This is a genomic window from Erythrobacter donghaensis (assembly GCF_001557325.1).
GTDB lineage: Bacteria > Pseudomonadota > Alphaproteobacteria > Sphingomonadales > Sphingomonadaceae > Erythrobacter > Erythrobacter donghaensis_B.
This window is the reverse complement of the sequence record NZ_LSJS01000097.1, coordinates 20,884-33,546: the sequence shown is the minus strand read 5'-3', so window position 1 is coordinate 33,546 and position 12,663 is coordinate 20,884. Positions and strand designations below refer to the sequence as shown.

Annotated in this window: 14 protein-coding genes; 7 read left to right on the top strand and 7 right to left on the bottom strand. The window is 70.2% G+C overall.

Annotated features, from left to right (window positions below):
- Window positions 1-77 precede the first annotated feature (77 nt).
- Window positions 78-272, top strand: coding sequence for a hypothetical protein (locus AX692_RS05295; protein WP_073977581.1), 195 nt, complete (start codon window positions 78-80; stop codon window positions 270-272).
- A gap of 4 nt (window positions 273-276) precedes the next feature.
- Here AX692_RS05295 and AX692_RS05290 read toward each other — a convergent pair whose 3' ends face one another.
- The 4 genes from AX692_RS05290 to AX692_RS05275 form a co-directional block, all read right to left on the bottom strand.
- Window positions 277-3,699, bottom strand: a complete 3,423-nt coding sequence (locus AX692_RS05290) for a chromosome segregation SMC family protein (protein WP_073976075.1) — start codon at window positions 3,697-3,699, stop codon at window positions 277-279.
- A gap of 30 nt (window positions 3,700-3,729) precedes the next feature.
- Entirely contained in the window at window positions 3,730-4,476 is a 747-nt protein-coding gene (locus AX692_RS05285) for a DsbA family protein (RefSeq protein WP_073976076.1), read from the bottom strand.
- 105 nt (window positions 4,477-4,581) lie between these two features.
- Window positions 4,582-5,316 carry a thioredoxin domain-containing protein gene (locus AX692_RS05280; protein ID WP_073976077.1) on the bottom strand — a complete coding sequence of 245 codons (735 nt, stop codon included), beginning with the start codon at window positions 5,314-5,316 and terminating at the stop codon, window positions 4,582-4,584.
- Window positions 5,310-5,852 (bottom strand): DUF721 domain-containing protein, encoded by a 543-nt coding sequence (locus AX692_RS05275; RefSeq protein WP_230959465.1) that lies wholly within the window; start codon window positions 5,850-5,852, stop codon window positions 5,310-5,312. The genes AX692_RS05280 and AX692_RS05275 overlap by 7 nt, the downstream gene beginning before the upstream one ends.
- A 29-nt stretch (window positions 5,853-5,881) precedes the next feature.
- Here AX692_RS05275 and AX692_RS05270 point away from each other — a divergent pair, with 29 nt between their 5' ends.
- Window positions 5,882-6,925 (top strand): A/G-specific adenine glycosylase, encoded by a 1,044-nt coding sequence (locus AX692_RS05270; protein WP_073977069.1) that lies wholly within the window; start codon window positions 5,882-5,884, stop codon window positions 6,923-6,925.
- Here the strand turns inward: AX692_RS05270 and AX692_RS05265 are convergent.
- On the bottom strand, window positions 6,922-7,143 hold the full coding sequence (locus tag AX692_RS05265; protein ID WP_073976008.1) for a hypothetical protein: 222 nt from the start codon (window positions 7,141-7,143) through the stop codon (window positions 6,922-6,924). The genes AX692_RS05270 and AX692_RS05265 overlap by 4 nt on opposite strands.
- 113 nt (window positions 7,144-7,256) lie before the next feature.
- Here AX692_RS05265 and AX692_RS05260 point away from each other — a divergent pair, with 113 nt between their 5' ends.
- The 5 genes from AX692_RS05260 (at window position 7,257) to AX692_RS05240 (ending at window position 11,472) form a co-directional block, all read left to right on the top strand.
- The gene (locus AX692_RS05260) at window positions 7,257-8,576 is read left to right on the top strand and encodes a serine hydrolase domain-containing protein (RefSeq protein ID WP_073976009.1); all 1,320 of its coding nucleotides are present in this window, start codon (window positions 7,257-7,259) and stop codon (window positions 8,574-8,576) included.
- Window positions 8,576-9,472 (top strand): NAD(+) diphosphatase, encoded by an 897-nt coding sequence (gene nudC, locus AX692_RS05255; RefSeq protein ID WP_073976010.1) that lies wholly within the window; start codon window positions 8,576-8,578, stop codon window positions 9,470-9,472. Before AX692_RS05260 ends, nudC begins: the two co-directional genes overlap by 1 nt.
- Window positions 9,469-10,158, top strand: coding sequence for a DsbA family oxidoreductase (locus tag AX692_RS05250; protein WP_073976011.1), 690 nt, complete (start codon window positions 9,469-9,471; stop codon window positions 10,156-10,158). Before nudC ends, AX692_RS05250 begins: the two co-directional genes overlap by 4 nt.
- A 128-nt stretch (window positions 10,159-10,286) precedes the next feature.
- On the top strand, window positions 10,287-10,808 hold the full coding sequence (locus AX692_RS05245) for a hypothetical protein (RefSeq protein WP_073976012.1): 522 nt from the start codon (window positions 10,287-10,289) through the stop codon (window positions 10,806-10,808).
- A gap of 91 nt (window positions 10,809-10,899) precedes the next feature.
- Window positions 10,900-11,472 carry a DUF308 domain-containing protein gene (locus tag AX692_RS05240; RefSeq protein WP_073976013.1) on the top strand — a complete coding sequence of 191 codons (573 nt, stop codon included), beginning with the start codon at window positions 10,900-10,902 and terminating at the stop codon, window positions 11,470-11,472.
- On the opposite strand, the gene AX692_RS05235 is transcribed toward AX692_RS05240, so the two are convergent.
- Complete coding sequence (locus AX692_RS05235; RefSeq protein WP_073976014.1) at window positions 11,469-11,861, bottom strand: DUF1489 family protein; 393 nt, start codon at window positions 11,859-11,861, stop codon at window positions 11,469-11,471. The genes AX692_RS05240 and AX692_RS05235 overlap by 4 nt on opposite strands.
- A gap of 30 nt (window positions 11,862-11,891) precedes the next feature.
- On the bottom strand, window positions 11,892-12,650 hold the full coding sequence (locus AX692_RS05230) for a glucose 1-dehydrogenase (protein ID WP_081095147.1): 759 nt from the start codon (window positions 12,648-12,650) through the stop codon (window positions 11,892-11,894).
- Between the last annotated feature and the right edge of the window lie 13 nt (window positions 12,651-12,663).

Here is a 12,663-nt window from a genome sequence, read left to right as displayed (position 1 = left end):
GGGCTCGGAGATGTGTATAAGAGACAGTCGACCGGCTGGTCAACCGCGAGGGCTACACTCTGAAAGGTGCCGAGGCGGTGCTGCGTTCGGCCGCTCGCTCCCCGCTGGACCGCCGCAGGGACGACCGGCGCGCGGGCGACCGGCGTGCCGACGCTATCGAGGGCGCCGCACCGGGGGTGCGAATTGCTGTCGCCGAAGGGCCGGAAATGGGCGAGGTGATCGCCGGGCTCAAGGCGGTGCGCGCACGGCTCGCGGCGGCGCTGGAGGCTTAAGGGCCTACTCCGCCGCCAGCAGCGCCGCCTCTCCGAGATCGACGCTCACCAGCCGCGAGACGCCTTTCTCCGCCATCGTCACCCCGAACAGGCGGTGCATCCGGCTCATCGTCACCGCGTTGTGGGTGACGATCAGGTAGCGGGTGGTGGTGGTCGCGACCATCGATTCGAGCAGGTCGCAAAAGCGCTCGACGTTCGCGTCATCCAATGGCGCATCGACCTCGTCGAGCACGCAGATCGGGGCGGGGTTGGTGAGGAACAGCGCGAAGATCAGCGCGGTTGCGGTCAGCGCCTGCTCGCCGCCGGACAGCAGCGACAGCGATTGCAACCGCTTGCCCGGCGGCTGGGCGTAGATTTCGAGACCGGCCTCGAGCGGATCGTCCGAATCGACCAGCGCAAGGTGTGCTTGGCCCCCCTCGAACAACCGGGTGAACAACACCCGGAAATGCCCGTCTACCGCCTCGAAAGCGGCGCGCAGCCGCTCGCGGCCCTCCCGGTTGAGGTTGCCGATCGAGCCCCTCAGCCGCGCGATCGCCTCGACCAGTTCGGCCTGTTCCTCGGCTGACGATCCGTGTTCGGCCTCGATCCGGGCGAGTTCGTCGGCGGCGACGAGGTTGACGGGGCCGATCCGTTCGCGCGCGGCGGTGAGCTTATCGAGCTCCTCGGATTCCTGCGCGGCCTGCGCAAGGTCGCTTTCCTCGAAGCCGAAGCGTGTCCCGAGCAGCGGCGGGGGGCACTGGAAGCGTTCGCCCGAGATGCGCGCCATCTCGGCGCGGCGCAGTTCCTCGTTCTCGGCGCGCGCGGCAAGGCTGGCGCGGGTTTCGCGGGCCTGGGCGAGGACCTCGGTGCATTGCGCGAGCGCGGTGTCGGCGGCGCGCTGGCGGCTGTCTGCCTCGCGCATCACGGCGTCGACCTCGGCGAGTTCGGCGGCGAGCCGCGTGCGTGTGGCCTCGCCCGCCTCGATCTCGGCGGCGAGCGCGGCGGGCTTGGCGGCGATGACGGCGTGCTCCTCGGCAATCTCGGCGAGGCGGCGGCCGGTTTCGGCCATGCGCCGCTCGGCGTCCGACGCGCGCGCCTGCCAGCCGGCGTGGTCGGCCTGCTGCCCGGCGAGCCGCTCGCGCGCGACGGCGAGCGCCTGATCCTGCGCGGCGAGATCAGCCAGCGCAGCCTGCACCGCCGCGCGGGCGGCGGCGTTCTTCGCTTGCGCCGCATCGAGCGCAGCCCGGCCTGCATCGCGGGCGGGGAGCTTTTCGCGGGCGGCCTCGGCTGCGGCGACGTCTTCGCGCGCGGCGGCGATCTGGGCCTCGATGTCGGTGGCGCTGGCGGCAAGTTCGGCGAGGCGCGCGGCAAGGCGTTCCTTGGCGGCTTCAGCCTGATCGAGACGGCGCAGCGCCTGCCGCTCGGCCTCGATCGCGCCCGCGATGCCGCGTTCCTGCGCGACGAGGCCGGTCTGCAAGCTGGCGAGTTCCTCGCGGCAACCCTTGTCCTCGGCCTCGGCACGGGCGACGGCTTCGCGCAAGGGGGGAAGGGCGGCTTCGAGTTCGGCGAGCCGGTTGGCGGCTTCGAGCTGCGCGGCCTCCGCCGCCCCTTCGCCGCGCGCGACGAAACCGTCCCATCGCCTGAGGTGGCCGGCGCGGGTCACCAGCCATTCGCCGGGGGCGAGCGTGCGGCCATCGTCGGCATCGACGCAGTGCACCAGCGCGAGGCGCGCGGCGAGTTCCTCGGGGCATTGCGGCAGGCGCTTGGCGAGGCTGTCGGCGACCGGTTGCGGCGCAGCCGCCCCGGTCCAGAACCTCCCGTCCGGCGTGCCAGCGGGCGCGCCCAAAGGCGACTTTCCGTCGCGCCCCAGCACCGCGGCGAGCGCGCGTTCATAGCCGGGGGTGACGGTCACCCGGTCGAGCGGGGTCGCCATGCCCTGCCGCCCGGCCTCGCGCTTGGCACGCGCCTCACGGTCGCGGGCGAGGGCGGTGTGCTCGCGCTCGACGCCTGCCAGTTCAGCGCGCGCAGCGGCGAGAGCGCTGGCGACTTCGTCACGCCGGACTTGCAGGTCGGCCTTGCGCGCCTGATCTTCGGCGAGCTTTGCGCGTAGGCGGGCGAGGTTGTCGGCCGCTTCGTCCGCAGCTTCGCGCGCGGCGATCACGTCGGCTTCCGGATCGCCCGCGCTTTCGAGTTCAGCGCGGGTGCGGGCGAGGCGGGCGGCCTCGGCCTCGATCCGGGCGAGGCGGGCCTGTGCCTGCTCGACCGCGGCTTCGGCAACGCGCCATTCGGCCTCGACGCCGGCCTGATCGGCGGTGGCCTTGGCGAGCGCGAGTTCGGCCGCGCGGCTGGCGCGTTCCCTGTCCTCGGCCTTCTCGGCGAGCAGGGGCCGCGCGGCCTCGGCCGCTGCTGCCGCCGCCCGACTGACTTCAAGTTCCTGCGTGAGCCGCGCCAGCGCCTCGACTGCGGCGCTGGTCAGGCGGTCGGCATCCGAGCGGTCTTCCTCGAGCCGCACCCGCTGGCGCTCGAGATCGCGCAGCCGGGTCTCGGCGGCATCGAGCTTTTCCGCCAGAGCCGCCATCCGGTGCCCGTGCGCGCTGGCATCATCGCGCCGGTCGGCAAGTTCATCGCGCGCTTCGGCGAGGGCTGCGGCGGCCTCTGCCTGCTCCTTCTGCACCACCTCGACCGCCTTCTGCGCCTCGGCGACCCGCGCCTCGGCACCCTCGGCGGCGGCGCGCGCGGCCTTGGCGGCAGCGGCCGCCTCGCGCCAGCGCGCGAACAGCAGCCGCGCTTCGGCGGCCTGAATGCGATTGGTGAGTTCGGTGTAGCGCTCGGCCTGCTTGGCCTGGCGCTTGAGCGAGGCGATCTGCGCGTCGAGCCCCGCCATGAGGTCCTCGAGCCGCGCGAGGTTGGTCTCGGCGGCGCGCAGCTTGCTTTCGGCATCCTTGCGGCGGACGTGGAGGCCCGCGATCCCCGCCGCCTCCTCGAGCATGGCGCGGCGCTCGGCGGGCTTGGCAGCGATCACCTGCGCGATCTTGCCCTGACTGACGAGCGCGGGGGAGTGCGCGCCGGTCGCGGCATCGGCGAAGGTGAGCGCCACATCCTTGGCGCGCACGTCCCTCCCATTGACGCGGTAGGCCGATCCCGCGCCGCGCTCGATCCGGCGGGTGACGACCAGCTCCTCGCCGCCGTCATCCGAGGCGTGGAGCACGACTTCGGCAAAATCGCGCGGGGGGCGGGTGGAGGTGCCCGCAAAGATCACGTCCTCCATTCCCCCTGAGCGCATCGACTTGGCCGAGGTTTCTCCCATGACCCAGCGAATCGCTTCGAGGAGGTTCGATTTGCCGCAGCCATTGGGGCCGACGACGCCGGTCAGTCCGGGCTCGATGCGCAGTTCCGCCGGCTCGACGAAGCTCTTGAAGCCGCTCAGCTTGAGCCGGTGGATCTGCATTGCGATGCTGTCGCGCCCCCGCGTGCCGCCTCAGCGCGCGCCGGCGCGCTGGAGCTTGGGTTCGAGGTCGGCCCAGGAGCTGCCTTCGACCTTGTTGCCGTTGAGCACGAAGGTCGGGGTCTGGCTGATGTTGTCCTCGGTGCCGTAAGCTTCCGAAATCTTCGAGATCTTCTCGAGGCTGGCGAAATCGCCAAGGCAGGTGCGGGCCTGATCCGCGCTGATCCCGCGCGCGGCGAAGAATTCGTAGAGGCCGGTCAGCTCGCCGAAGCGCACGAAGCGCTCGTTCTCGGGGAAGGTGTTGAGATCGGCGAGCGCGGATTCATTGGCAAAGGCGCGCTGCTGGATCGGGCCGAGATTGGCCCAGATCTGGTCGGCAAGAGGAATTGCGGCCTCGGGCGCCGAGCAGCCGATCAGGCGGGTCAGCGCAAGGTCGAGCGGGCCGTGGATCACAAAGCTGCGGAATTCGAAGCTGACGCGCCCCGAATTGACGTATTGCTCCATCAGCGGCTTCATCGCTTCTTCGGAAAAGCGTGCGCAGGCCGGGCAGGTGAGCGAGCCGTATTCGACCAGCTTGATCGGTGCATCGGGGTTGCCGACGAGGTAGCCGCCCTTTTCGGTCGCGACGGCCTTCTGCGACCAGGTCGTGCCCGCCGGCGGCGCGACGATCGGCAGCGGCTCGCTGCTGGCACCATCGGAGGTGGCTTCCCCGCCGCAGGCCGCGAGCAGGAGCGGCGCGATGGCGGCAAGGCAGAGCGAGAAGAAGCGGGTCAGGGTCATCGGTAATCCTCGGGCGTTCGCTAAGGAGGGGGGGAAAGGATAGCCCCGCGCGCGCCTTGCCAGCAAGCATGGCCGCGCCAGGGGTGTGAACAAGCTGTGGGCGCGTCAGTCGGCCTTGGCGGTGAACCGCGTCCGCAGCAGCGGGTAGAGCGCCTCCCAGCTGTGGACATCGGCGAGCAGCTTGCCGTCCATCGCGAAGCTCGGCGTGCTGTTGACGCCGAATTCGGCGGTGTCGGCCTCGTCGTTGCGGAGCAACTCTTGCGCGGCAGCGTCGTCGGCGACGCAGGCGTCGAGCTCGGCCTTGGACTGTCCCTTGGCGGCGAGCATCGCGGTGAGACCCAGCGCGCTCGCGGCGTTCTGGCGGCCGCCCCGGTCGCCGCGCTGCCAGATCGCCTGCTGGCTCTGCGGGGCGGCGCGCGCCTTGCCGAGCCAGTCGGCCTGGGCGAGGATCAGCGTGCGGTGCCGCACCTTGAACTGCGCCGGATCGCCGCAATTGGCGAGCAGCGTCACGGCAAGATCGAGCCCATTGTGGATCCTCGGGCGCACCTCGACGGTCAGCTTGCCCGGGCCGAGCAACACCACATCGAGCGCCGGCTCGCCGCGCGCGGCGAAATCGGCGCAGTGCGGGCAGGTGTAGCTGATGAACTCGACCAGCGTGGTCTTGGCCTCGGGGTTGCCGATCAGGTGGCCGCGTTCGGTGCGGGTGACGGTGTTCTGCCAGTTGCCGGCCTTGGGCTTGGGCCCGAAGCTGCTCTCGGGTCGCGAAAGATCCTGTGCGGCGGCAACGCCGGTCGCGAGCATCAGGGCAGCGGCGGCGGCGGTGAGGAGGGGCTTCAGCATGAGGGGTCGTCTTCCGGTGGGGTCGTGGTTTCGCTGTTCGAGAGGCTGCGGGCGAGCGATTCGAGCACGGTGCGCAGTTCCGGGTCGCCGATATCGCGCAAGCTGTCGCCCAATTCCAGCGGGATCGGCTTCAGCGAGGGCGGGGCCTTGGCGGGGCGGCCGTCCGCAGGGGGCGTGACCGCCCCGTGCCGCAGCTTGACGCGGGCGACGGCGCGGTAGCCGAAGAAGCGGTTCACCCGCTCGATGATTTCCGGGATCACCTGGGTGATGAGCGGCGCGTGGGCCGGGATCACGACCAGTTGGAGGATGCCTTCGGCCTTCTCGCCCGGGGGAAAGCGGATCGCCTCGGGGCTGCACACGCGGGCGTGCTTCGGCCCGACGATCTCGGGCCAGCGGGTGACGACCGAGCTTTGCACGAAGCCGAAGCGGCGGAAGGCGGTGCGGCCGATCTCGGGCATGAGATCGCCGATCGCCTTCGCCTCCTGACCGCGGGGGCGGGTATAAGGTTTGGGAGTCTTGGGTGTGCCGCTTTTCATGGGTCCGCCCGCCATGCCATAGGCCGCGCGTGACTGCCAGTATCTCGGAGAATCTGCTCGAATGGTATGACCGCAATGCGCGCGACCTGCCGTGGCGTCTGCCGCCGGGAGCGCCGCTGCCGAAAGACCCGGCATGGCCCTACCGCGTGTGGCTGTCCGAGGTGATGCTCCAGCAGACCACCGTGGCGGCGGTGAAGCCCTATTTCGCGAAGTTTCTGGACATCTGGCCGACGGTCGAGGCGCTCGCGGCCGCCCCGGATGATGACGTCATGGCGGCATGGGCGGGGCTCGGCTACTATTCGCGCGCCCGCAACCTTCTGAAATGCGCGCGCGCCGTGGCGGAGCGGGGCGGGTTTCCCTCGACCGAAGCCGAATTGCGCGCGCTCCCCGGCCTCGGCGACTACACCGCCGCTGCTGTGGCGGCGATCGCCTTCGGGCGGCGCGCGGTGGTGGTCGATGCCAATGTCGAGCGGGTGGTGGCGCGGCTGTTCGCCATTGCCGAACCGCTGCCGGGGGCGAGGAAAGCGATCCGCGCCGCCGCGGCCACCGTCACGCCGGACAGCCGCGCGGGCGACTTCGCGCAAGCGATGATGGATCTCGGCAGCCACGTTTGCACCACTCGGGCGCCGCGCTGCCTGCTGTGCCCGCTCGCCGACAGCTGCGCCGGCCGCCTTTCCGGCGAGCCCGAACGCCTGCCGGTGAAGCCCCCCAAGAAACAGGTGCCCGAGCGGCGCGGCACCGCCTTCTGGATCACCCGCGCGCGGGGCACGCAGGTGTGGCTCGTCACGCGCCCGCTCGAGGGGATGCTCGGCGGGATGCGTGCGCTGCCCGACGATGGCTGGAGCGCCCAGGGGGATGGCTCGGGCAAGGCGCCGCTCGCGGGCGAATGGCGGCGCTTGGGCGCGGTGCGGCACGGCTTCACCCATGCCCACCTGACGCTCGAGGTGCAGGCGCTCGAAACCCTGTCGCAGCCGCGCGGGGCGGGGCAGTGGTGGCCGGTGGAGCGGATCGGCGAGGCGGGGCTTGCGACGCTCTTCGCCAAGGCGGCGCGGCTTGCGCTGGCGGAGCGTTAGAAGATCCCGCCGCCCAGCGTCAGCCGCACGCCCGCGATCAGCAGCACCACTAGGCAGAAGTTGCGCCCCCCGTCCTTCGAGGACAGCGCGCCGAGAATGACGCCCACCACGATCAGCGGCAGTGCGAACCAGTTGCCCCAGCCGAAGAACGGAACCTGCGCGGGGATGACGATCACCAGGCTGACAAGGCCGACGAGATAGGCAAGGGCGTTGAGCATGTGTCTTATATAGATAAGACACCGGGCGCATGCAAGCCGCCTTGCGCGGATTGACGGGGCCCACGCCCTGCCGCAGACAGGCGCGCGAAAATGCCGCTTGGAGATTCTTCCCGATGCCCTTCGACACCCTCCTCCAGCCCCAGGTCTCGCGCCGCTCGCTGCTGCGCTACAGCGCGATGTTTGCTGGCGGCGCTGCCCTTTCGGGCCTGCCCTTCGGCCGCGCCGCCTTTGCGCATGATGCCGCCGAAAGCTGGCCCAATGTCGCGGCGCTGGCGGACCGGTATGTGAGCGGGCGGAAGGTCGCCAACCTGTTCCTGACCTTCGGCTGGGACCAGCAGCCCCACGCGCACACCGTCGGCGGCGGGACGCTGGCGCTGGGCAAGCCTGCGCCGGTCGACGAGAATTCGCTGTACCGCATCTATTCGATGTCCAAGCCGATCACCGGCATGGCGACGATGATCCTGATCGACGAGGGCAAGCTCGGCCTCGACCAGCCGGTGCACGAGATCCTCCCGGCCTTCCGCGACATGCAGGTGCTGGTCGATCCCGAGGGCTCGCTCGACGACACCGTGCCGGCCAATCAGCCGATCACGATCCGCATGCTGCTGACCCACACCGCCGGGCTCGGCTACCAGATCATCAGCAAGGGGCCGCTCCAGAAGGCGTTCAACCAGCAGGGCCTGATCGGCGGGCGGGTGAGCCGCATGCCGATCCCGGGGATCGAGCCGGTCACGCCAGCGCCGGGCCTCGCGGTCTGGGCCGACCGCCTCGCCGAGCTGCCGCTGATGTATCAGCCGGCCACCAAGTGGAGCTATTCGGCCTCGATCGACCTGCTCGGCCGGGTGATCGAAGTGGCGAGCGGGATGGAGTTCGAGGCCTTCCTCAAGCAGCGCATCTTCGATCCCTGCGGCATGACCAGCACCTTCATGCAGGTGCCCGCCAGCGAGGCGCACCGCCTCACCGACAATTATGGCATCGTCGGCGGCACGCCGTTTCCGATCGATCCGGGCGCGGCCTCGGTCTTCCTCGATCCGCCCGAAGTCGCAGCGGGCGGCGGGGGCCTCGTCTCGAGCCCCAAGGACTACGACCGCTTCCTGCGCATGCTGCTCGGCTACGGCACATTGGACGGCAAGTTCGTCATGAGCGAGGAGGCGGTGCGCGTCGGCACCTCCAACCTCATCCCGGCGAGCGTCGACCTCAAGGGCAGCTGGCTCGAGGGTGAGGGCCACGGCGCAGGCGGGCGCTCCAAGGGGTCGAGCTTCGGTTGGGGCGGGGCGGCGGGCACGCTCGGCGCGGTCGACTTCGACCTCAAGCTGCGCTCGTGCCTGTGGACGCAGTACATGCCGTCCGAGGCCTATCCGATCCGCGACGAATTCATGGCCGCGCTGGAGAAGGACCTCGCCGCGATGCGCGCCATGAAGAAGGCCGCCTGATGCACGCGCCCGCTCCTGCCGCCGGGTTGATGGCCTTTTCGGGTTCGCCGCTCGACCGTGCCGATCACATCCGCGTCGATCCCGAGGCGCTGGGCGGGCTGATGAACTGGCGCGCGAAGGTGCTGCTGCTCGACGGGCTGCTGCCGGGGGTGGACGAGCAGGGCGGGCTCGTCTGGGGCAGCCTCGCCGACGTGCCCGAGGATGCCGAGCTGGTGTTCCTCGGGATGCTCGAGGGCAAGGCGCATTTCGCTCCCGTGCCGGGCGAGGGCGCGGAGGGGCCGGCCTATGCCATGCCGAGGGCGTGGCAGCTGATGACCCAGCTCGCGCCGCCGGATCTCGCGATCTATGGCGGGGCGCGCAGCCTCGTCGACTGGCACGCGCGCCACCGTTTCTGCGCGCGCTGCGGCTCGGCCACCAGCCTTGTGAAAGGCGGGTGGCAGCGGCACTGCGACAATTGCGGTGCGGACCACTTCCCGCGCACCGATCCCGTCACGATCATGCTGGTCGAGCATGAGGACCGCCTGCTCCTCGGCCGCCAGCCGCGCTTTCCGCCGAAGATGTATTCGGCGCTCGCGGGCTTTGTCGAACCGGGCGAGACCATCGAGGAGGCGGTCGCGCGCGAGATCCACGAGGAGGCGGGGGTGCGGGTGCGCGATGTGAAATACATCGCCAGCCAGCCCTGGCCTTTCCCGAGCCAGCTGATGATCGGCTGCACCTCGGTCGCGGACGACCCCGAACTCACCATCGACGAGACCGAGCTCGAGGACGCGCGCTGGTTCACCCGCGCCGAACTCGAAGCCGCGCGCGCGGCGGGGGAAGCGGGGACCGACCTGCTCTACTTCCCGCGCCCCTTCGCCATCGCCCATCACCTCGTCTCATGGTGGCTCGACCGATGACCGCTCCGCAAAAACTCACCATCGACATCTATTCCGATGTCATGTGCCCCTGGTGCCTGATCGGCTACGGCCAGCTGACCAAGGCGCTCAAGGAACTGGAAGGCGAGATCGCAGGCGAAATCCGCTGGCGGCCTTTTGAGCTGAACCCGCAGATGCCCCCCGAGGGCGAGGAGCAGGAAGCCCACCTCCGCCGCAAATATGGTCGTCCCGCCGAGGAGGGCGCGCGGATCCGCGGCCAGATGAAGGCAATTGCCGAGGGCGCGGGGGTGTCGCTGTCGTGGGAGGGCGAGGGTGAGGCCCCGCCCGCGATGATGTGGAACACCCGCGATTGCCACAAGCTGCTCGCCCTTGCGCTGGAGCAGGCCGGGCCGGAGGTGCAGACCGCGCTCAAGCTCGCGCTGTTCCGGGCCCATTTCAACGAGCGCCGAAACCTCGGCGACCGGGCCGTGCTGCTCGACATCGCGGCGGGCGCCGGCCTCCACCGCGAAGCGGCCAGAGCCGCGCTCGACGACCCCGAACTCGAGGCGCGCGTGCTCGCCGAGGAGGCGCAGGCTTGGGACATGAACATCTCGGGCGTGCCGGCGATGATCGTGGAGAACAGGTTCCTGATCCCCGGCGCGCAGGCTCCGGAGGTCTATGCCAACGCGCTGCGCCGCGTCGCCGAGAAGACCCGCGCGACCACCTGACCCGGATTTCGGCTGAGCGCCGCCGCATCACCCACCCATGACAGCGCCCTCGCGGCCTGCCTCCTGCAAGCCATGGTCACACGCCCCGCTATTCTTGCGCGGGCGTCCCAGCTTGCAGGAGAACAGCAATGTCCAAGGTATCCGCGATTTTCGACAGCCACGCCGAAGCCGAGCGCGCGGTGAACGACCTGCGCTCGCTCGGGATCGGCGACAATGACATGTCGGTGATCGCCCATCACAAGGGCACCACCACCACCTCCACCGGCGATGGCGAGGTGACCGACGAGGAACACCGCAACGTGCTGCGCGGGGTTCTCGGCGGAGGCGCGCTGGGCGCAGGCCTCGGCGTTGCCGCGCTGGCGATCCCGGGGGTTGGCCCGCTGGCCGCCGCAGGGGCAATCGCTGCCGCTGCCGCGCCCGAAGCGGTCGGCGTCGGCGCGGTGCTCGGCGCGATCGGCGGCACGCTCAACGAGACGCTCACCAAGCACGGCGTGAGCGAGGAGGATGCGACCTATTACAACGACCGCATCAAGAATGGCGGCGTGGTGGTGACGATCGAGGACGTCGGCCTCGACGAGGCGAAGCTGCGCGAAGTGCTCACCCGCAATGGCGGCCACAACGCGGGCAATGCGCGCGCGGTCGGTTTCTGATCGATTGACGAGGCGCAGGCACCGGGTCGGGGAGCGGCGCTCCCCGGCCTGGCGCCGCGCGCGTCCCCGTCCAACAAGGAGGCTTGAGCCGATGGCGGCCTATCCCAAGGCCCAATACAAGCGCTTCGGTGCGCGCACCCCGGTGCGGCGGAGCGGCTTCGTGGTGCTCGGCGTCGTGCTGGTGGTGGTCGGCGTGCTGTCGCTCGCCTTCCCGCTGCTGGCGGCGCTGTCGTTCAATCTTGTGGTCGGGCTGACGCTGCTGGCGGGCGGCATCGCGGCGCTCGTCCACGCCTTTCGCGTGCATGGCTGGCAGGGGAGGGCGGTGCAGATCGTGCTCGGTGTGCTCTATCTGCTCGGCGGGCTGGTGTTCCTCGTCAATCCCTTTGCCGGGCTGCTGGCGTTGACGCTGGCGCTGGGCGCGTTCTTCGCGGCTGACGGCATTGCGCGGATCCTGATGGCCGCGCAGATCCGCCCGCAGCGAGGGTGGGGGCTGTTTCTGGTGTCGGGGCTCTTGTCGCTGGTGCTCGGCGCGCTGGTGCTGCTCGGACTGCCGAGCGGCTGGTCGCTGGCGCTGCTCGGGCTGGTGGTGGGGCTCAACATGATCTTCACCGGCGCGGCCTTCCTGTGCTGCACCGGCACCGCCCCCCCGCGGGTGAGCGGCTAGACCAGCCCGAGGCGCTCGAGCTTCATCGCCAGCTTGCCGGGGAGGGCATCGCCGATGTCCTCGCCCTCGGCCAGATCGCCGGGCGCCTTGTCCTGGGTGAGGTAGCGCCAGCCCTGATGCGCGCGCTTCGCCTGCTGACGGACGCGGATCAGGCGCGGCTCGAGCACGATGTCCCAGCGCCCGTCCTCGGTCTTCTCGAAGCCGAGGACCGGCGAGCGCGCGACGATTGCGTGATTGAGGATCCAGTAGAGCGACCCGCCGATGCATTCCGCATGGCGCGTCGGCCGGTTGCGGGTGGTGAGCCGGATCGTGCTGCGCCCGCGATACCAGCCTTCGAGCTCGGCATAGCTCTTCGCCCCGAAGGCGATCTTGGTGAGGTGGAGAGGCATGGCCCCAATGTGGGCCAAAGCCGCCCGCGATCAAGCGATCGAGAGGCCCCCGTCCACAATGAAGGGCGCGCCTGTGGCGAACCTGCTCTCGTCGCTGGCGAGGTAGACCACGAGATGTGCGATATCCTCGACCTCGCCCATCCGGCCAATCGGCTGGGCAATGCTGAAGGCCGCGCGGGTGGCGTCCGGGTCGGGGGTGCCGGCGATGACGCTCTCGACATTGGGGGTGAGGATCGTGCCCGGCTGCACGGCGTTCACCCGCACGCCGTTTTTCTCGCGCGCGCAGTAGAGCGCGATGGACTTGGTGAGCGTCACCACCGCCGCCTTGGCGGAGTTGTAGGCGGCCAGATCGGGCGAGACCTTGTTGCCCGCGGCCGAGGAGAAGTTGATGATCGAGCCGCCCCCGCCGCGCGCCATCAGCGGGATCGCGGCCTTGCAGCCCATGAAGATCGAATCGACATCGACCGTGTAGCAACGCCGGAACTCCTCCGGGCTGATGTCGGCGATCGAGCCGAAGACGGTGATTGCGGCATTGTTGACCAGCACGTCGAGCCGCCCGTGGCTGGCTTCTACCTCGGCGATGACCTCCTGCCAGCGCGTCCAGTCGGTGACGTCCTGGTGGAGAAAGCCGCAGCCCAGCTCCGCGGACGTGGCGGTCCCTGCGGCCTCGTCGATATCGGTGATGACGACGCTCGCGCCCTCGGCCAGAAGGGCCTTGGCCGCCGCCTTGCCCAGACCCATCGCGCCGCCTGTCAGCAGCACAACCTTGCCTGCCACCCGTCCTGCCACTCGCTCTCTCCCG